18 protein-coding genes are annotated in these 18,333 nt (G+C 57.1%); 8 read left to right on the forward strand and 10 right to left on the reverse strand.

The window, feature by feature from the left end; genetic code table 11:
• Positions 1-157: 157 nt before the first annotated feature.
• Entirely contained in the window at positions 158-2,416 is a 2,259-nt protein-coding gene (gene parC / locus SOM48_RS10975; RefSeq protein ID WP_076769219.1) for a DNA topoisomerase IV subunit A, read from the reverse strand.
• A gap of 118 nt (positions 2,417-2,534) precedes the next feature.
• A complete protein-coding gene (locus tag SOM48_RS10980) occupies positions 2,535-2,942 on the reverse strand; it encodes a YgiW/YdeI family stress tolerance OB fold protein (RefSeq protein ID WP_054803380.1) in 408 nt (135 codons plus the stop codon).
• 145 nt (positions 2,943-3,087) lie between these two features.
• On the opposite strand from SOM48_RS10980, the gene qseB reads away from it, so the two are divergent.
• The 4 genes from qseB to SOM48_RS11000 all read left to right on the forward strand — a co-directional run bounded on the left by qseB (position 3,088) and on the right by SOM48_RS11000 (position 6,121).
• On the forward strand, positions 3,088-3,747 hold the full coding sequence (gene qseB / locus SOM48_RS10985) for a quorum sensing response regulator transcription factor QseB (protein ID WP_042717998.1): 660 nt from the start codon (positions 3,088-3,090) through the stop codon (positions 3,745-3,747).
• Positions 3,744-5,090, forward strand: a complete 1,347-nt coding sequence (gene qseC / locus SOM48_RS10990) for a quorum sensing histidine kinase QseC (protein ID WP_320511924.1) — start codon at positions 3,744-3,746, stop codon at positions 5,088-5,090. The genes qseB and qseC overlap by 4 nt, the downstream gene beginning before the upstream one ends.
• Before the next feature lie 106 nt (positions 5,091-5,196).
• Positions 5,197-5,778 carry an NAD(P)H-dependent oxidoreductase gene (locus SOM48_RS10995; RefSeq protein ID WP_023480904.1) on the forward strand — a complete coding sequence of 194 codons (582 nt, stop codon included), beginning with the start codon at positions 5,197-5,199 and terminating at the stop codon, positions 5,776-5,778.
• Between the two features lie 28 nt (positions 5,779-5,806).
• Positions 5,807-6,121, forward strand: coding sequence for a putative quinol monooxygenase (locus SOM48_RS11000; RefSeq protein WP_023480887.1), 315 nt, complete (start codon positions 5,807-5,809; stop codon positions 6,119-6,121).
• 63 nt (positions 6,122-6,184) lie between these two features.
• Here SOM48_RS11000 and SOM48_RS11005 read toward each other — a convergent pair whose 3' ends face one another.
• Genes SOM48_RS11005 through SOM48_RS11015 form a run of 3 tightly spaced genes read right to left on the reverse strand, consistent with a single transcriptional unit; the run spans position 6,185 to position 10,553 of the window.
• Entirely contained in the window at positions 6,185-7,372 is a 1,188-nt protein-coding gene (locus tag SOM48_RS11005; protein WP_076769220.1) for a glycoside hydrolase family 88 protein, read from the reverse strand.
• A gap of 37 nt (positions 7,373-7,409) precedes the next feature.
• Positions 7,410-8,669 carry an oligosaccharide MFS transporter gene (locus SOM48_RS11010; protein ID WP_320511925.1) on the reverse strand — a complete coding sequence of 420 codons (1,260 nt, stop codon included), beginning with the start codon at positions 8,667-8,669 and terminating at the stop codon, positions 7,410-7,412.
• Positions 8,670-8,726: 57 nt separating this feature from the next.
• Positions 8,727-10,553, reverse strand: coding sequence for a DUF2264 domain-containing protein (locus SOM48_RS11015; RefSeq protein WP_320511926.1), 1,827 nt, complete (start codon positions 10,551-10,553; stop codon positions 8,727-8,729).
• Between the two features lie 165 nt (positions 10,554-10,718).
• Between SOM48_RS11015 and SOM48_RS11020 the strand changes: the two genes are divergently transcribed.
• Genes SOM48_RS11020 through SOM48_RS11030 form a run of 3 tightly spaced genes read left to right on the forward strand, consistent with a single transcriptional unit; the run spans position 10,719 to position 12,164 of the window.
• Positions 10,719-11,594: a helix-turn-helix transcriptional regulator gene (locus tag SOM48_RS11020; protein WP_054803377.1), complete on the forward strand. Its 876-nt coding sequence runs from the start codon at positions 10,719-10,721 to the stop codon at positions 11,592-11,594.
• A 50-nt stretch (positions 11,595-11,644) separates the two neighbouring features.
• Positions 11,645-11,893, forward strand: a complete 249-nt coding sequence (locus SOM48_RS11025) for a type II toxin-antitoxin system Phd/YefM family antitoxin (protein WP_042717989.1) — start codon at positions 11,645-11,647, stop codon at positions 11,891-11,893.
• Positions 11,883-12,164, forward strand: coding sequence for a type II toxin-antitoxin system RelE family toxin (locus SOM48_RS11030; protein ID WP_139567164.1), 282 nt, complete (start codon positions 11,883-11,885; stop codon positions 12,162-12,164). The genes SOM48_RS11025 and SOM48_RS11030 overlap by 11 nt, the downstream gene beginning before the upstream one ends.
• Before the next feature lie 101 nt (positions 12,165-12,265).
• Here SOM48_RS11030 and parE read toward each other — a convergent pair whose 3' ends face one another.
• Genes parE through nudF form a run of 5 tightly spaced genes read right to left on the reverse strand, consistent with a single transcriptional unit; the run spans position 12,266 to position 16,676 of the window.
• Entirely contained in the window at positions 12,266-14,158 is a 1,893-nt protein-coding gene (parE, locus tag SOM48_RS11035; RefSeq protein WP_042717986.1) for a DNA topoisomerase IV subunit B, read from the reverse strand.
• A 39-nt stretch (positions 14,159-14,197) separates the two neighbouring features.
• The gene (yqiA, locus tag SOM48_RS11040) at positions 14,198-14,773 is read right to left on the reverse strand and encodes an esterase YqiA (RefSeq protein ID WP_023480978.1); all 576 of its coding nucleotides are present in this window, start codon (positions 14,771-14,773) and stop codon (positions 14,198-14,200) included.
• On the reverse strand, positions 14,773-15,600 hold the full coding sequence (gene cpdA / locus SOM48_RS11045) for a 3',5'-cyclic-AMP phosphodiesterase (RefSeq protein ID WP_076769222.1): 828 nt from the start codon (positions 15,598-15,600) through the stop codon (positions 14,773-14,775). Before cpdA ends, yqiA begins: the two co-directional genes overlap by 1 nt.
• Positions 15,601-15,624: 24 nt before the next feature.
• Positions 15,625-16,047 carry a DUF1249 family protein gene (locus SOM48_RS11050; RefSeq protein ID WP_023480711.1) on the reverse strand — a complete coding sequence of 141 codons (423 nt, stop codon included), beginning with the start codon at positions 16,045-16,047 and terminating at the stop codon, positions 15,625-15,627.
• A complete protein-coding gene (gene nudF, locus SOM48_RS11055; protein WP_023480789.1) occupies positions 16,044-16,676 on the reverse strand; it encodes an ADP-ribose diphosphatase in 633 nt (210 codons plus the stop codon). Before nudF ends, SOM48_RS11050 begins: the two co-directional genes overlap by 4 nt.
• Before the next feature lie 206 nt (positions 16,677-16,882).
• Here nudF and tolC point away from each other — a divergent pair, with 206 nt between their 5' ends.
• Positions 16,883-18,322 (forward strand): outer membrane channel protein TolC, encoded by a 1,440-nt coding sequence (tolC, locus tag SOM48_RS11060; RefSeq protein WP_263753919.1) that lies wholly within the window; start codon positions 16,883-16,885, stop codon positions 18,320-18,322.
• The last annotated feature ends 11 nt before the right edge of the window (positions 18,323-18,333 follow it).

Consider the following 18,333-nt stretch of genomic DNA (forward strand, 5'->3'; position numbering starts at 1 on the left):
CTGGCTGCGCCTCGCTGACCGCCATGCGGTCCGGGCTTGTGTTATGCGGCCTTTAAAAAGAACGTATTGTTAATCGCAATCTGCGAATAAACAACGTCTTTACGGGAAATTTCTAAGAAATATCTCCCCGCACGCGGCGGGGAGAGGATGATGAAGATTACTCTTCGCTATCGCCCGCGCCCGGACGGGTCGGCGAGTCGATCTCTATGCGGTCAATCTTCTGCAAACCGCGCATCAGCGTACCGCGACGTCCGCGCTCGCCATGCACTTTTTGCAGCTCTTCCGGACGCAGTTTGATCTTGCGTTTGCCGACGTGGAGCGTCAGCGTGCTCTGCGGAGGCAGCAGGTAGAGGTGCGCCAGCGCGTCGCTGCCTTTCGCCGCTTCAGCGGAAGGAATGCCGATGATTTTGTTGCCTTTGCCTTTCGAGAGCTGCGGCAGATCGCTGACCGGGAACATCAGCATGCGGCCGGCGGCGGTGATCGCCAGCAGCATATCGTCGTCGTGCTCGATGGCAATCGGTGCCATCACACGCGCGTTCTCCGGCAGGTTGATCAGCGCTTTACCGGCACGGTTACGGGCAATTAAGTCATTGAAGGTACAGACGAAACCGTAACCGGCATCGGAGGCCATCAGCAGTTTCTGATCTTCATTGCTCATCATCATATGCTCAACCGTCGCGCCCGGCGGCAGCGTCAGCTTGCCAGTGATCGGCTCGCCCTGCCCGCGCGCCGACGGCAGCGAAATCGGGTCGACGGCATAGCTGCGCCCGGTGGTATCGATAAATACCACCGGCTGGTTGCTCTTGCCCTTCGCCGACGCTTTCCAGCTGTCGCCCGCTTTGTAGCTCAGCCCCTGCGCGTCAATGTCATGCCCTTTGGCGCTGCGCACCCAGCCCATCTGCGACAGCACAATCGTCACCGGCTCTGACGGCAGCATATCGTGCTCGCTCATCGCTTTGGCCTCTTCGCGCTCGTGCAGCGGTGAGCGGCGATCGTCGCCGAAAGCGGTGGCATCGGCCTGCAGCTCTTTTTTCAGCAGGGTGTTCATTTTGCGCTCGGAAGCGAGGATGGCTTGCAGCTGATCGCGCTCTTTTTCCAGCTCGCTCTGCTCGCCGCGGATCTTCATCTCTTCCAGTTTGGCGAGATGGCGCAGTTTTAACTCAAGAATGGCTTCTGCCTGGGTCTCGCTGATGCCGAAACGCGACATCAGCACCGGCTTCGGCTCATCTTCGCCGCGGATAATCTCAATCACTTCGTCGATATTGAGGAACGCCACCAGCAAACCTTCAAGGATATGCAGGCGCTTGAGCACTTTCTCCAGGCGGTGATTCAGGCGGCGGCGCACCGTATCGCGGCGGAAGGTCAGCCATTCGGTGAGGATCTCCAGCAGGTTTTTCACCGCCGGACGACCATCGAGGCCAATCATATTGAGGTTGATGCGGTAGCTCTTCTCCAGATCGGTGGTGGCGAAGAGGTGGTTCATCACCTGATCCATATCGACGCGGTTGGAGCGCGGCACTACCACCAGGCGGGTCGGGTTTTCGTGGTCCGACTCATCGCGCAGGTCGTCGACCATCGGCAATTTTTTATTGCGCATCTGGCTTGCGATCTGCTCCAGCACACGCGCACCGGAGACCTGGTGCGGCAGCGCGGTGATCACCACGGCGCCATCCTCTTTTTTCCACACCGCGCGCATACGCACGGAGCCGCGACCGTTCTGGTAGATTTTGCGGATTTCAGCACGTGAAGTGATGATCTCTGCTTCGGTCGGGTAGTCCGGCCCCTGGACAATATCCAGCAGCTCATCGAGGGTGGTTTTTGGCTGGTCAATCAGCGCCATCGCCGCGTTGGCGACTTCGCGCAGGTTGTGCGGCGGAATGTCCGTCGCCATACCGACTGCAATCCCGGTGGTGCCGTTCAGCAAAATATTCGGCAGGCGGGCAGGCAGCATTTTCGGCTCCTGCAGCGTACCGTCGAAGTTCGGCACCCACTCAACGGTGCCCTGCCCCAGCTCGCTCAGCAGCAGCTCGGCATATTTCGACAGGCGGGATTCGGTATAACGCATGGCGGCAAAGGACTTCGGATCGTCCGGTGCCCCCCAGTTCCCCTGGCCGTCGACCAGCGGGTAGCGATAGGAGAAGGGCTGCGCCATCAGCACCATCGCTTCATAGCAGGCGCTGTCGCCGTGCGGGTGGTATTTACCCAGAACGTCGCCCACGGTACGGGCGGATTTCTTGAACTTCGCGCTGGCGCTCAGCCCCAGTTCAGACATTGCGTAGACGATGCGACGCTGAACGGGTTTCAGGCCATCACCGATAAACGGCAACGCACGATCCATGATGACGTACATGGAGTAGTTCAGGTATGCGTTTTCCGTAAATTCATGCAGCGCAAGGCGCTCTGCCATATCGCTCATTAATCGTGATTCCTCAACGTATGCGCCCACCTTTTCGGCGGCAATATTGCCGCAGATACTACCCTATCTGCGGCGAGGAGTCATAGCGATGAGCGATTTTTTCACGCGCGGTCAGCGCTTACTGACCGACTTTGCGGATCTCTTTTACGTCGATCTCAACGGAGTTCCAGTCTTTGTCCACTTCACCCTGGATTTCGACCTTATCCTGCGGTCCGACGCTCAGCCCTTTCCAGCGTTTCTGGTCAATATCGACATTGATGGTGCCGGTGGCATCTTTGAAGGAGTAGGTATCATCCGAGATGCGCTCAACGATGTTCCCGCTAAGCGTAACCCAGGCATCATCGCGCAGGGATTTTGCGCTCTCAACGGTCGCTTTACTGCCGTTTGGCCCGGTAAAGCCGCCGCCCTGCTGAGAGGTGGTTTGTTGTTGTGCCGCCCCCGGGCCGGTAAAACCGCCCTGATTAGCAGCAAATGCCGGCGCGGCGCAGAGTGCGAGAACAGCGGTGATAGCAGCAAACTTTTTCATCTTATCTCTCCCTTTTTGTTGGTAAGGCTCCATTAAGCCAGCCACTTCTTAACAACTTCTTAAGGCGTAAAAAGATTATTTTTCGCTGTACAACGCCCGCTGCGAGCGGGTTAACTGCCTCCAGGCCTGAGTACACGGAGAGAGTATGCGAATTCTGCTGATAGAAGATGATGCGCTGATTGGCGACGGTCTGAAGGCTGGCCTTGGCAAAAAAGGCTTCACCGTCGACTGGTTTACCGACGGCAAGCTAGGCAAAGCGGCGCTGTTTGCCGCACCTTATGACGCGGTGATCCTCGACTTAACGCTGCCGGGACTTGATGGGTTAACCATCCTGCGCGACTGGCGTGAGCAGAAGCGCAGCGAGCCGGTGCTGATCCTTACCGCCCGTGACGCCATTGAGCAGCGGGTCGAAGGGCTGCGGCTCGGCGCTGATGACTATCTCTGCAAACCCTTTGCGCTGGTGGAAGTGGCCGCCCGGCTGGAGGCGCTGATTCGCCGCACCCACGGCCAGGCGCAAAGCCTGCTGCGCCACGGCCAGGTCACCCTCGACCCGGTAAGCCTGGTCGCCACCTTTCATAACGAGACGCTGGTGCTGAAACCGAAAGAGTTCGCCCTGCTGGAGCTCCTGCTGCGCAACGTCGGGCGCGTGCTGCCGCGCAAAGCGATTGAAGAGAAGCTCTACAGCTGGGATGGGGATGTCTCCAGCAACGCGGTGGAGGTGCATGTGCACCATCTGCGCCGCAAGCTCGGCAGCGACTTTATCCGCACTGTGCACGGCATCGGCTACACCTTAGGAGAGGCATGAAATTTACGTTTCCCCATAGCCTGCGGCTGCGTCTGACGCTGCTCTTTTTGCTGCTTTCGCTGGCGGCCTGGCTCTGCGCCAGCGTCGTTGCCTGGCAGCAGACGCGCGACAAACTCGACAAGCTGTTTGATACCCAGCAGATGCTGTTTGCCAAACGCCTGAGCGTGATGAAGCTGGACCAGTTGCAAAGCGCCGCGCCGCAGGTCACTAAAAAGAAGATTAAGCATGGCCATCTTGATGATGACGTGCTGGCCTTCGCCATCTACTCCACCGACGGCAAACTGCTGCTGCACGATGGCGACAACGGGCGTGATATCCCCTACGCCTGGCGTCGCGATGGCTTTGATGATGGGCAACTGCGCGATGATGACGATAAGTGGCGCTTTTTGTGGCTGACCGCCCCCGGCGGCGAGTACCGCATTGTGGTTGGTCAGGAGTGGGAGTATCGCCAGGAGATGGCGCTGGAGATCATCACCTCACAGCTGACGCCGTGGCTGGTGGCGCTGCCGTTAATGTTGTTACTGTTAATCGCCCTGCTGACCCGTGAACTGCGACCATTGAAAAAGGTAGCGCTGGCGCTGCGTACGCGCGCCCCGGATCGCGCCGATGCGCTGGAAACCCGCGGCGTGCCCGGCGAAGTGCGCCCGCTGCTGGATGCCCTCAACCAACTCTTTGCCCGTACGCATACCATGATGCTGCGCGAGCGGCGCTTTACCTCCGACGCCGCCCATGAGCTGCGCAGCCCGCTGGCGGCGCTGAAAGTGCAAACGGAAGTCGCACAGCTCTTCGATGACGATCCCACCGCGCGCGCCAGAGCGCTAAGCCAGTTACATCTTGGGATCGACCGCGCGACCCGGCTGGTCGATCAGCTGTTAACCCTTTCGCGCCTCGATTCGCTGGAGCATATGGAGGATGTCGAGACGCTGGAGCTGGATGCGCTGCTGCAATCGGCAGTGATGGAGACCTACCACAGCGCGCAGCAGGCGGGAATGGATATCCGCCTGCATCTGAATGCCCACGGCGTGCGCCGCCAGGGCCAGCCGCTGCTGCTCAGCCTGCTGGTGCGCAACCTGCTTGATAACGCCATCCGCTACAGCCCGCCGGGCAGCGTGGTGGATGTCACCCTTGAAGCCAACGGCCTGAGCGTGCGGGATAATGGCCCAGGCGTCAGCGACGAGGCGCTGGCGCGGATTGGCGAGCGCTTCTATCGCCCGCCGGGGCAGAGTGAAACCGGCAGCGGGCTGGGGTTATCGATTGTCCAGCGTATTGCCGCTCTGCATCAGATGCAGGCCACCTTTGCTAATCATCCGGAGGGCGGTTTTATCGTTACTCTGCGCTGGTAGAGGGATTATTGCTTATTGCGCAAAAGTCTTTGCCATTATTGCCAATTTAATCGCCCCGTTGATACGGATAGAATCGCCGACAAACGTATTTATGCGGGAACAAAAAATGAGCAACATTCTGATTATCAACGGCGCGAAGAAATTCGCGCACTCCAATGGCGAACTGAACGATACCCTGACCGACGTTGCGGCCAGCTTCCTGCGCGATGCCGGGCACGAAGTGAAAACCGTGCGTACCGACGGCGAGTACGACGTTAAAGCGGAAGTGGAGAACTTCCTGTGGGCCGACACGGTGATCTGGCAGATGCCGGGCTGGTGGATGGGCGCACCGTGGACGGTGAAAAAGTATATGGATGATGTCTTTACCGAAGGCCACGGTTCACTGTATGCCAGCGATGGTCGTACCCGCTCCGACGCGGCGAAGAAGTATGGCTCCGGCGGATTAATCCAGGGCAAAACCTACATGCTGTCGCTCACCTGGAACGCGCCAATCGACGCCTTTACCGATAAAGAGCAGTTCTTCCACGGCGTCGGTGTTGACGGTGTTTACCTGCCGTTCCATAAAGCGAACCAGTTCCTCGGCATGGACGCATTGCCGACATTTATCGCTAATGACGTGATCAAAATGCCGGACGTCCCGCGTTATATTGCAGAATATCGCAAGCATCTGGCGGAGATTTTTGCTTAACTGTAGCTGGACTTAAAAGGAGTAAACCATGTTGACAGTAGTAGCAGAGATCCGCACTCGCCCGGGGCAGCACCATCGCCAGGCCGTGCTTGATGAGTTCGCGAAAATTGTACCGGTTGTGCTGCAAGAAGCAGGCTGCCACGGCTATGAGCCGCTGATCGACCACGCCGCTGGCGTCAGCTTCCAGACGACCGCGCCGGATTCCATCACAATGGTTGAGCGTTGGGAAAGCGTGGCGCATCTTGAAGCGCACCTGCAAACGCCCCACATGAAAGCGTGGAGCGAAGCAGTAAAAGGCGATGTCCTCGAGACCCATATCCGTATTCTCGAATCGGGTCTGTAACAGCCTTCCCCTCACCGCCAGGCGGGGGGAGAATACTCAGGCCGGCGCTTGCCGGCCCTTTGTTTACCAGTACAACTTCCAGCTCAGCGAGAAACGCGCCAGCGCTTCGACATAGAAGTAATCCCCCCAGCTTGCACACTCATCCACCCCTTTATTGCTCGACAGATGGTAGACCGAGTGCTTAAGCAGGCCGTTGGTCGCCTCCTGCTTGCCCGCCAGATAGTGCTTACTCAGCGATGACATAATACGCATTGCCCACTGCTGGTAATGGGCGCGATCCGGGTCGGTCACCGGTAACTGCTTAACCAGCTCCAGCAAGCCGCAGACCGCAATCGCCGCCGACGAGGAGTCGCGCAGCGCATCGGTGCCCACCAGCGCCAGATCCCAGTGGCAGACCGCATCTTCCGGCAGGCGGTTGAGGAAGTAGTTCGCCAGCCGTTTTGACAGCGCCACCATCTCTTTATCGCCGGTATAGATATAGCTCAGCAGGAAGCCGTAAATGCCCCACGCCTGGCCTCGCGACCAGCAGGAATCATCGGCGTAGCCCTGCTGGGTATTGCCATAACGCGGCGCGCCGGTCTGCACATCCATATAGTAGGTGTGAAAGGTCGAGGCATCTTCGCGGATAAGGTATTTCGCCGCCTGGCGCACGTGGGCTTCGGCGGCATCGGCAAAGCGCCGGTCGCCGGTTTGCTCCGTCGCCCAGTAGAGCAGCGGCAGGTTCATATTGCAGTCGATGATCATCCGCCCGGCCTGGGCAGGATCGTTAAGATCGCCCCACGCCTGGATGATCTGCGCTTTTTCATGAAAGCGCTCCAGCAGTGCCTCGGCCGCCAGTAGCCCAAAGCCGCGCGCGTCGCGGTTGCCGGTTAAGCGCCAGGCCGCCACGCAGGAGAGCGTGTATAAAAAGCCGAGATCGTGGGTGTTGGTGTCTTCGCGTCCGGCGATGCGCAGGCCAAAGGAGCGCACGTGGCGCTCAGCCAGCGCGCGAAACGCTTCGTCGCCGCTCATCTCCCATGCCAGCCACAGCTGCCCGGTCCAGAAGCTGGTGGTCCACTCGACGTTGCCGGTCAGCGGGTAAAAGCCGTCGACGCAGGTCTCCGCCGGGAACTGCTCACCGAACTCGGTTAAATGACGGCGAATCAGTTCAAGGGTGTGGCTACGCGCAGAGTCCAGCTCATCTTTAAAGGTCTGCGCATCGGGCGCAGCCGGGCATGGGCGTAACGTTTCCTCGTTGATTTTACTTAACATTGTTCGGTTCCTTCTCTGTTCGATAATCGGATAGCCATTACCCTGCAGTTTTCGCATCCAGCGTGCGGGCTTGCCGCCATTTGCTCTGGCAGGCAGACAGGGTAAACAGGGAGATAAAGGTAAAGGTCAGCGCAATCGCGCCCATGATGATGTAGGTGTGTTCAAAGCCGATGCGGTCATACAAAATCCCGGCGGGCGACGAGACCACCACATTGCCGACGTAGAGCATCGCCTGGTAGCCCAGCAGATACATGGTGGCATTAACGCGTTTATCGAAATGCTCGGCGATATATTTAAATACCGACACCAGCAGCAAACAGATTTCGAGACCGTAGAGCGGTTTGAGGATCGAAATAAGCAGATGCGATTCGCACAGCCCGGAGATAATTAACCGCGCGCCGACAATCAGGCCGACAATTAATAATCCGCGCTTGGCACCAATAAAGTTCACAAACAGCGGGATGACCATATACATGACAAATTTCATGCCCGACTGCACCGTGCCCAGATAACCAAACACCGCATTGCCTTCATGCACATCGTCAAAGAAGGTGACGAAGTAGCGTGAGAACTGCTGTTCGGCGATAAACATCATCCACGCGACACCGGCGACATAGAGGCAGAAGGCCCAGAATTTGCGGTTACGCAGCAGCGCATAGACGTCGGCAGGCGCGATCTTCTCTTTGGTTAGCACTTCGCCCGCATGGGCGGAGTGGACATTCACTTTCAGGCTCAGCAGCACTGCCAGCATGATCAGCGACGCCACAGAACCCATGATGAAGTTATAGGCCGGAGAGAGGTTAAACAGCAGGCCGGAGAAAGAGGAAGCCACCGCCCAGCCCAGCGATCCCCACATGCGGATCTGCCCAAACTCCATGCCGTTTAAGCGGCTGTAACGGTCGGTATAGGATTCGCACGCCGCCACGCCCGCATACCACGCGAAGCTTAAATAGATAGCGCCAACAATAATCCCGACCAGGGTGTTGGACATTAATAGCGGCTGATAGACATAGATAAAGAACGGTGCCATTAAGGCGGACATCAGCACGACAAAATAGAGCAGGTATTTGCTCATGCCGATTTTATCCAGGATATAGCCATAAATCGGTTTCAGAATAACGGAGAAGATACCGTTAACGGCAAAGACCGTGCCGATCACCGTCCCGCTTAAATTGGCTTTTTGTCCCAGCCAGATCGCCAGCAAACCAATGCTCGCCGACCAGGTAAAAAAGTAGAGAAAGATAAAGGTGCTGATTTTGTAATATTCAGTTTTATTATTTATGGTGATTTTTTCCATACTATCCTCGACGAAAGCATGTAGGGTTCAGCGTTATTTCCCGGCCAGCGCCGGGCATCAAAGTGCAATCTCGATACGGTTTTTCTGCCCCGGTTGATGGATCACCAGCGCGTTATTGTTGATAAGCAGTTCCGGTAAGAGCGGGTTAAATGCCAGTTCGCAGGTTGCCGCCTGCACGGCACACGCCAGCCACTGCTGGCCTGCAGCAATCTCGGTGCGCAGCACCGGAATGGAGGCGCAGGGCGAAAACATGATGCTGCTGTTAGGCGGCGTGATGACGCTATCCGCCTCGCGCGGGACATCGGCAAGCAGGTTGAAAATGCCGCTGACGCCGTTTTCAGCAACCACCAGGCTGCCGTGCTGCTCAGAGCGATGGGGCGCTTTCAGCACCGCAAAGCCCCCTTCCACGCTGGTCAGCGCGCGGGCGGTGTCGATGCGGTGAACGCGAAGGTGCCACTCGCCGCAGGGGATGAGCCAGGTGGCGATCTGTACGTCATGCCACGGCGACCAGCGGGAGAAGATCGCCTGCTCGCTTATCACCACTTCGTCGCACTCGCGGCGGCCACGAAAGTAGTTATCCCCTTCACTCAGCAGCAGCATTGAGTCGCAGGCGGCATGCTTGATGCCGTAGCGCCCGCGCTCAATGGTGAAACCAAAGCGGCTGGAGTAGGCAAATTTGGTGTATTTCGCTTCGGTATTGACGTAGTTGTTCAACTCCAGCTGTCCTGCGGTCAGCATCCAGACATGCTTTGACTCTTCGCTGTGCACGATAAGCTGCCCGGCAGGGGCAATTACGCGCTGCGCGTCGAGCCGCGGTAACGGCTGCTCTTCGGCGTGCCAGAAGGGGTGAGAGGCGGGCAGCGCGAGGATCAAGAAAACCTTCAGCGCCCAGTAGGGCGAGCCGGGTGAGTTGTAATCCTCGCACATCGCCAGGTTCGGGTAGGCAAAACCGAGCGTCAGAATGCCGTCGCGATCGAAGATGGGTTGTTTAAGCCACCAGCGCAGGTGGCGCAGGATCACGCCTTTTACCACGCTCGGCGTCAAGACCGGCAGGTCAGCAAAGGCGACGGCGCTCCAGAAGGCGATCATCGCAAAGCGATAGGTGAGGCTGCGGCCAAACGGCACTGACTCCCCTTCTGCCGCTGACATATAGATAAAGTCCTCGGCAAACAGGCTGGCGCGCTCGCGAATGGTTGCCGCGCGCGGTGCGTCCTCTTCGCCATTCAGCGTGGCGTAGATCAGGCCGTAAAAATGAAACGCCATCGAGATGTAGTAATCTTTTGGTCGGCCGGGGCCGTCGGAGTACCAACCCTCGCCAAGATAGTAGGCATCCATCATCGCAAAGCGGCGTTTAATCGCCTGCGCATCCCACGGCAAACCGGCGCGTTTGAAGCCCAGTTGCACCATGATGGCGAAGAAGTTCCAGTTGCTGTCGGGCATTTCCGCTTCGGTGATCTGGTTAAGCCAGCGGTAGAGGTTTTCGGTTTCCTGCGCACTGAAGTTCAGCGTGAATTTATCACCCAGCAGTGCCAGCCCGAGACCGTAGGCCGCCATCTCCACCAGCCGCTGATCGTATGCCACGGTGTCGCCCCAGTAGCCGCTATCCTGCGGATCGGTGCCGCGCTTGATCGCCGCCAGATATTTCTCGCTGAAGGGTTGTGCATCGCCGCCCGCCATCAGCGGGAACAGCCCCCACAGCGCACGGGAGAGCCCCTCCATTTCAGCAATCTCATCGCTGTAGTGGGCGCTGGTAGCACCGAGGGAGAATTGCGCCGCACCGGCCGGAAATTGTTTATCCAGCGCGTCGAGCATGGTAGTCAGCGCGCTGACCACCTCGTCGCGGGATGACAATGGATTTGATTTTTTCTCGTGCGCCGCCTGCATAACCTTTCCTCCCCTGATGTGTGGCAGAAGAATAGTTAATGAACAGCGCGGTGAAATGTTACCTCTGTCACACCGCCGTAACTTCTCTGAACCCGTTATTGAGAAAATTTAAAACCGTGGTTTATAAATGGCTACAGGGAAGTAAAAATTGAGATTGATTGCACCATGACTTCAGGCTTGCAGGCAGAGCGGCTGGAACTGATTACCCTCAACGACGCGATCGTGTCGTTTAGTCGCCTTTACGCCAATACCGTGCGGTACCACCACTGGCATCAATGCCTGGAAGTGCTTTATGTCGAAGAGGGTTTTGGCGTGGTGATTGTTGATAATCGCCACTACACCATGCGGCCCGGCAGGCTCTTTTTCTTTCCGCCTTTTACGCTGCACCGGGTGATGGTGGATGAGCAGGCGCAAGATTGTTATCGCCGCACCATTATCCATGTCGATCACCATGTGGTGCTGAAACACCTGCGCGATTTTCCACATAATCACCAGCGTTTACAGCGCCTCTCCTTACGCGGCGGCGCGGCGGTGGTGATGGACGCGGCCGATATCCATCCCCATATCGATCATCTGTTTAGCTGTTATGGGAAGCTGGCGGAGAACCGCAGCCTGAATGTCGAGCAGGTCGCCTGCCTGCTGCTGAATCTGTTAAGTATGTTGCCGGAGGATATTGAGAAATTACCGGAAGAGCAGAGCGGGATCGCCACGCCAGTAATGTTCTGGCTACAAGAGAATTACCGGCAGAAGTTTAGCCTGCAACGGCTCGCCGGGGATCTTGGTAAGTCGCGCAGCTATGTCTCGCGCCGCTTTCATTTCGAGACCGGCGAGCCGATCCATCAATATTTAAACACCCTGCGTCTGCGCAAAGCGTGCGACTCGCTGCTTCACACACCGCTCAGCATCCGCGAGATCGCCCTTGATGTCGGGTTTTCCGATGTGACCTATTTTATTAGCGCGTTTAAACGCGGCATCGGCGAAACGCCGCTGCAGTACAGGAAGAACCATCGCAACGAACACGCCCTTAAAAAGCACCTTTAAAAGCACTTTTTAATGCACCATAATGGCCTCTCTTTGACAGGAGAACGATCATGCCATTCCAGATTCTGACGACCACCGCAGCCAGCATCACCGAACTGAAACGTGACCCGATGGGGACATTTAATGCCGGTGAAGGCGCGCCGGTTGCCATTCTTAATCGCAATGAACCCGCGTTCTACTGCGTCCCGCCCGCGCTCTATGCACGCCTGATGGAGATGCTTGAAGACGAAGAGCTGGGGCGCATTGCGGACGAGCGTGCTGATGAGCCCACCATCGAGGTCAAGCTTGATGACCTATAAGTTGGCGTTCAACGTATCGGCATTAAAGGAGTGGAAGAAGCTGGGAAGCACCGTTCGCGAACAGTTCAAAAAGAAGCTTCAGGAGCGGCTCGAAAACCCGCGCGTCCCGGCAGCACAGCTCCGTGGGCGCAAAGATCAGTACAAAATTAAGCTACGCGGTGCGGGATACCGGCTGGTCTATAAAGTCGAAGAGGAGATCATCACCGTGACGGTGATCGGTGTGGGCAAACGCGAGAACGATGAGATCTACACAGCCACACGCTTCAGATAAGATGCACAACATGCCGGATGGCGGCTTGCGCCTTATCCGGCCTACATAAAACCTGAAAGCGTTGACCAGCCCGGCAAGCGGAGCGCCACCGGGCACAGGGATCAGGCTTCGATCTCCGCCGTATCGCCCTTCTCTTGCAGCCAGTTGCGTCGATCTTCTGAGCGCTTCTTAGCCAGCAACATATCCATCATGGCGTCGGTCTGCTTGTCATCTTCATCGCTGATGATGAGCTGCACCAGGCGGCGCGTATTCGGATCGAGCGTGGTTTCACGCAGCTGCATCGGGTTCATCTCGCCCAGCCCTTTAAAGCGCTGTACGTTCGGTTTGCCCTTTTTGCGTTTCAACTGCTCCAGCACGCCGGTTTTTTCCTCTTCCGTTAACGCGTAATAGACCTCTTTGCCGAGATCGATACGGTAGAGCGGGGGCAGCGCAACGTAGACGTGACCGTTTTTCACAAGCGTACGGAAATGTTTCACAAACAGCGCGCAGAGCAGCGTGGCGATGTGCAGCCCGTCGGAGTCCGCATCCGCCAGGATACAGATCTTGCCGTAGCGCAGCTGGCTGAGATCTTCGCTGTCCGGATCGATACCGATCGCCACCGAAATATCATGCACCTCCTGCGAGGCCAGCACTTCATCGGAGGAGACTTCCCAAGTGTTAAGGATCTTCCCCTTCAGCGGCATGATCGCCTGAAACTCGCGATCGCGCGCCTGTTTCGCCGATCCGCCCGCGGAGTCCCCTTCCACCAGGAAGAGTTCGGTGCGCGAGAGATCCTGCGCGGTGCAATCCGCCAGCTTACCGGGCAACGCCGGGCCGCTGGTGAGCTTTTTACGCACCACTTTTTTGGCGGCGCGCATGCGGCGCTGAGCGCTGGAGATCGCCATCTCCGCCAGCATTTCCGCAGTCTGAATATTCTGGTTCAGCCACAGGCTGAAGGCATCTTTCACCACGCCGGAGACGAACGCCGCGCACTGACGGGAGGAGAGACGCTCTTTGGTCTGCCCGGCAAACTGCGGATCCTGCATTTTGACCGACAGCACGTAAGCACAGCGATCCCAGATATCTTCCGCCGAGAGCTTCACGCCGCGCGGCAGGATATTGCGGTATTCGCAGAATTCGCGCATCGCATCAAGCAGGCCCTGGCGCAGTCCGTTAACGTGGGTGCCGCCCTGCATAGTCGGGATCAGGTTGACGTAGCTTTCGGTCAGCAGCTCGCCGCCTTCCGGCAGCCAGAGCAGCGCCCAGTCCACCGCTTCCGTTTCGGCGGAGAAGTTGCCGATAAACGGCTTTTCCGGCAGCGTCGGCAGGCCATTTACCGCTTCGCTCAGGTAGTCGTTCAGACCATCCTGATAGCACCAGCGCTGCTCGGCATTATTCACATTGTCTTTAAAGACAATCTCAACGCCCGGGCAGAGCACCGCTTTCGCTTTCAGCAGATGCATCAGGCGGGAGACGGAGAAGCGCGGGCTGTCGAAGAAGGATTCATCGGGCCAGAAGTGCACGCTGGTGCCGGTATTGCGCTTACCGCAGGTGCCGATCACTTTCAGATCCTGCACCTTGTCGCCATTCTCGAAGGCGATGCTGTAGACCTGGCCGTCGCGTTTGACGGTCACTTCTACGCGGCGTGACAGGGCGTTAACCACCGAAATGCCGACGCCGTGCAGGCCGCCTGAGAACTGGTAGTTTTTGTTGGAGAACTTCCCGCCCGCGTGCAGGCGGCAGAGGATCAGTTCGACGGCAGGAACGCCCTCTTCCGGGTGGATATCCACCGGCATGCCGCGCCCGTCGTCGATAACTTCCAGCGACTGATCGGCGTGAAGAATGACCTCTACGCGCTTCGCGTGGCCCGCCAGCGCTTCATCCACGCTGTTATCAATAACTTCCTGCCCCAGATGGTTAGGGCGCGTGGTATCGGTATACATCCCCGGACGGCGGCGAACCGGCTCAAGCCCGGTGAGTACCTCTATGGCATCAGCGTTATAGGATTGCGTCATGGTGTATTCGTAGATAGTGATCGCATCGTTTCCGGCGGCTTATTCAAGCCCAAGGAAATCGATAATCTGTGTGAAATGTTTCTCAAAGCCCGTGAAGGCGTGATTTCCGCCCTCTTCAACTGTCTGGCGGCAGGCATCGTAATAGGCCACCGCCTGGCGGTAATCGAGCACTTCGTCCCCGGTTTGTTGCAGCAGCCAGATCAGATCCGGCGCCTCAAGCGGGTCAACTTGCATCACTTTGAGCTCGTAAATATGGCGAGACTCTAGCACATATTGCTGCCCTGTGTAGGGGTTCTCGTTAGGGCCAAGATAATCCGCCAGCAATTCAAACGGCCGTACCGCAGGATTGACCACCACCGCCGGCAGCATAAAGCATTGCGAGAGCCAGGTCGCCAGATAACCGCCGAGCGAAGAGCCGACAATACCGAGCGTTTTTCCGCCCCGTGCAAGCACCAGCGACTCCAGCATTTCTGCGGCTTCGGCCGGATAGGGCGGCAGCTGCGGCACCACCATTTCAATATGTGGATGATGCTGTGCGACCCATTGCGCCAGCTGCGTCGCTTTGCCGGAGCTGGGCGAACTGTTGAAACCATGGAGATAAAGAAGCGTTGACATCAATAGCCTTCTGAAGCGGTATCAGGCCTGAATTCACTCCCCGCCAGGCGGCACACTTCAGTGTGCAGCGTTCCGTCGGGGTAGAGATCCAGCCAGCGCCAGCCTGGCGCGATGGTATCCAGCGTGAAGCTGGCGCAGTGCGGCTTAAACTGCACGCAGGTCGACGGCGTCGCCAGCAGGCGGCGGCCATTCCAGTCGAGATCGAGTTCCTGGTGGATATGCCCGCAGAGCAGCGTGCGCACCTGAGGAAAGCGTTGCAGCACGTTATCCAGCTCCGCGGCGTTGCGCAGGCTGTGCTGATCGAGCCAGCTGCAGCCGGACGGCAGCGGGTGGTGATGCAGAAGCAGTAACGTATGACGCTGCGGACTGTCGGCGAGTTTTTTCTCCAGCCAGTCGAGCTGAAATTCGCTTAGCTCACCGTGCGGAACGCCAAACACCTGGCTGTCGAGCAGCAGGATTTGCCACTGCTCACCGACAAAAACACGTTTCGCGGAGGAGATCCCCGCATCCTGCAGCGCGCTGTACATGGCAGGTTGAAAATCGTGATTGCCCGGCAGCCAGACGCAGGGTGCGTCGAAGCTTGCGATACCTTCAGCAAAGTGCTGATAAGCCGCAGCGGTATGATCCTGCGCCAAATCGCCGGTGGCGACGATCAGATCGCACGAACGCTGCTGAGCCCGGATCGCATTCAGTACCGCCTGATAGCTCTCCCAGGTGTTTACTCCTAACAGCGTTTCATGCTTTTTGGCGAACAGGTGAGAATCGGTTATTTGTAATACCCTGACTCTGGACTCACTCCCCAGAGAGAGGTTTAACAGGCTTTCCAAATGGTGTCCTTAGGTTTCACGACGCTAACAAACCGGAATCGCCATTGCTCCATGTGCTAAACAGTAACGCAGCCAGTCGGCCAGAAACTGATTAATTTGATGCTTTTCGTCGCGTTGATGCAACTTTTTATTGGGGTAATCATACCGCGCTTTAAATCGAAAGATCTGCTGGCTCGAACACACTTCGGCCACCATCGCATCGTGATACAGGCGCACTGTCATTGAGGGCAGGCTCCAGTAGCTGACGGCAGGCGCGGTCTGTTCAATCTCCACAAGCGTAGTGTAGCGGGTGGATTCAACAATCGTTAATCGGTACTGCGCATTGGTCACCTGATAACTTACCGCTTCGCCCGCCTCATCATTTCGCGGTAGCAGGCGGCGCAGCTGGGCGAAATTGGTTTCGCACAGGCGCATCATTTCTGGGAAGTCAGGTGTGTAACGCTTCATTTTTTCCACTCGTTTTGTAAGCTCTCATAATGCAGCTGCAGCCATTGCAAGGCGATGACAGACGCTGCGTTGTCAATTGTCCCCTCTTCTACCCACTGGTAAGCCTGTTCCCGGCTCACCACATGAACACGAATATCTTCGTTTTCATCCACAAGGCCATGAATACCTGAGGCCTGTGTGGCATCCACTTCACCAACCAGTACGGCAGTGCGCTCGCTGGTACCGCCCGGGCTTGCCAGGTAGCTCAGCATCCTTTTTACGCGTCCGACCGCTAAACCGGCCTCTTCATCCGCTTCACGCCGTGCGACCTCTTCGTCAGACTCGCCTACTTCGATCATGCCGGCAACCATCTCCAGCAGCCACGGCGTGTCGCTGGTATCAAAAGCTGCAATGCGAATCTGTTCGATCAGCACGACTTCGTCGCGCACAGGGTCATAGGGTAGCAAGACTGCGGCGTGACCGCGTTCAAAAATTTCACGCTGCACTTCGCCACTCATTCCGCCATTAAAAAGACGATGGCGAAAACGATAGCGAACAAGCGAAAAAAAACCGGTGTAGAGCGTTTCCCGTGCAATAATTTCTACATCATTTTTTGTGAAAGTGACGATGGATGAGTCTGGCTTATTCATTGGCGGCATCTCATATGAAGTGATGATAAATCGGTGGATTTTCAAGCCTGTTTTACGCGTGTTTCAAGCGCTATGTGTTAGATTGATGCAAATTTATGCCGATGGCACGTTACGCCAAGCTTTCGCGGTGCGTACTTCTGGTAGAATCTGCGATTATTTTTCCAATTTAGATCAGCGCTAGTACTGCTTCACAACAAGGAATGCAAATGAAGAAATTGCTCCCCCTCTTTATCGGCCTGAGCCTGACCGGTTTCAGTGCGATGAGCCAGGCAGAAAACCTGTTACAGGTTTATCAGCAGGCGCGTTTAAGCAACCCGGATCTGCGTAAATCCGCCGCCGACCGCGATGCCGCCTTCGAAAAGATCAATGAAGCGCGTAGCCCGTTACTGCCTCAGCTTGGTTTGGGGGCAGACTACACCTATACCAACGGCTTCCGCGATAGCCAGGGCGTCGATTCCAACGTGACCAGCGGTTCACTGCAATTAACGCAGACCATTTTTGATATGTCGAAATGGCGCGCGCTGACTTTACAAGAAAAAACAGCCGGGATTCAGGATGTCACCTGGCAGACCGACCAGCAGACGCTGATGCTGAACACCGCAACCGCCTACTTCAACGTGCTGAGCGCCATCGATACGCTCTCCTACACCGAAGCGCAGAAGCAGTCTATCTATCGCCAGTTAGATCAAACCACCCAGCGTTTTAACGTTGGCCTGGTGGCCATCACCGATGTGCAGAACGCCCGCTCACAGTATGACACCGTGCTGGCGAACGAAGTTTCGGCGCGTAACGCACTGGATAACGCCGTAGAGACGCTGCGCCAGGTGACCGGTAACTACTACCCGGAACTGGCGTCGCTGAACGTCCAGAGCTTTAAGACCGACAAACCGCAGCCGGTGAACAACCTGCTGAAAGAAGCGGAAAACCGCAACCTGACGCTGTTGCAGGCGCGTTTGAGCCAGGATCTGGCGCGTGAGCAGATTCGCCAGGCGCAGGATGGTCACTTACCGACCCTGGATTTGACTGCCTCTACCGGCGTGTCGAACTCCTCTTACAGCGGTTCCAGAACGCGTAACAACTCGCAGTTCAGCGACTCCGACGTCGGTCAGAACAAAGTTGGCCTGAGCTTCTCACTGCCACTCTACCAGGGTGGTCAGGTAAACTCGCAGGTCAAACAGGCGCAATTTAACTTCGTGGGTGCCAGCGAGCAACTGGAGAGCGCGCACCGCAGCGTAGTGCAGAACGTTCGCTCCTCCTTTAATAACGTCAACGCCTCGATCAGCAGCATCAACGCCTACAAACAGGCGGTGGTCTCTGCGCAGAGCTCCCTTGATGCGATGGAAGCGGGCTACTCGGTCGGTACACGCACCATTGTTGACGTGCTGGATGCCACCACGACGCTCTACAACGCGAAGCAGCAGCTCTCAAGCGCTCGTTATAACTACCTGATTAACCAGCTTAATATTAAGCAGGCGCTCGGTACGCTGAATGAGCAGGATCTGGTTGCGCTTAACGGTGCGCTGGGCAAATCCATCTCTACTGCGCCAGAGAGCGTGGCACCGGAGAACCCGGAGCAGCAGGCTAAGGTTGAGAACTTCGGCGCGGGTGCACAACCTGCCGCCGCACGCACCGGCCTGACCCGTTAAACACCCGCAAT

The sequence above is a fragment of the Kosakonia sp. CFBP8986 genome (assembly GCF_034044935.1).
Classification (GTDB): domain Bacteria; phylum Pseudomonadota; class Gammaproteobacteria; order Enterobacterales; family Enterobacteriaceae; genus Kosakonia; species Kosakonia cowanii.

Coding starts and splice junctions, on each gene's coding strand:
- yqiA (WP_023480978.1), bottom strand. CDS start 14,773: ATGTCAACGCTTCTTTATCTCCATGGTTTCAACAGTTCGCCCAGCTCC.
- SOM48_RS11000 (WP_023480887.1), top strand. CDS start 5,807: ATGTTGACAGTAGTAGCAGAGATCCGCACTCGCCCGGGGCAGCACCAT.
- SOM48_RS11050 (WP_023480711.1), bottom strand. CDS start 16,047: ATGAAGCGTTACACACCTGACTTCCCAGAAATGATGCGCCTGTGCGAA.
- qseB (WP_042717998.1), top strand. CDS start 3,088: ATGCGAATTCTGCTGATAGAAGATGATGCGCTGATTGGCGACGGTCTG.
- SOM48_RS11025 (WP_042717989.1), top strand. CDS start 11,645: ATGCCATTCCAGATTCTGACGACCACCGCAGCCAGCATCACCGAACTG.
- tolC (WP_263753919.1), top strand. CDS start 16,883: ATGAAGAAATTGCTCCCCCTCTTTATCGGCCTGAGCCTGACCGGTTTC.
- SOM48_RS11030 (WP_139567164.1), top strand. CDS start 11,883: ATGACCTATAAGTTGGCGTTCAACGTATCGGCATTAAAGGAGTGGAAG.
- SOM48_RS10980 (WP_054803380.1), bottom strand. CDS start 2,942: ATGAAAAAGTTTGCTGCTATCACCGCTGTTCTCGCACTCTGCGCCGCG.
- SOM48_RS10995 (WP_023480904.1), top strand. CDS start 5,197: ATGAGCAACATTCTGATTATCAACGGCGCGAAGAAATTCGCGCACTCC.
- parC (WP_076769219.1), bottom strand. CDS start 2,416: ATGAGCGATATGGCAGAGCGCCTTGCGCTGCATGAATTTACGGAAAAC.
- parE (WP_042717986.1), bottom strand. CDS start 14,158: ATGACGCAATCCTATAACGCTGATGCCATAGAGGTACTCACCGGGCTT.
- qseC (WP_320511924.1), top strand. CDS start 3,744: ATGAAATTTACGTTTCCCCATAGCCTGCGGCTGCGTCTGACGCTGCTC.
- SOM48_RS11015 (WP_320511926.1), bottom strand. CDS start 10,553: ATGCAGGCGGCGCACGAGAAAAAATCAAATCCATTGTCATCCCGCGAC.
- SOM48_RS11010 (WP_320511925.1), bottom strand. CDS start 8,669: ATGGAAAAAATCACCATAAATAATAAAACTGAATATTACAAAATCAGC.
- SOM48_RS11005 (WP_076769220.1), bottom strand. CDS start 7,372: ATGTTAAGTAAAATCAACGAGGAAACGTTACGCCCATGCCCGGCTGCG.
- SOM48_RS11020 (WP_054803377.1), top strand. CDS start 10,719: ATGACTTCAGGCTTGCAGGCAGAGCGGCTGGAACTGATTACCCTCAAC.
- nudF (WP_023480789.1), bottom strand. CDS start 16,676: ATGAATAAGCCAGACTCATCCATCGTCACTTTCACAAAAAATGATGTA.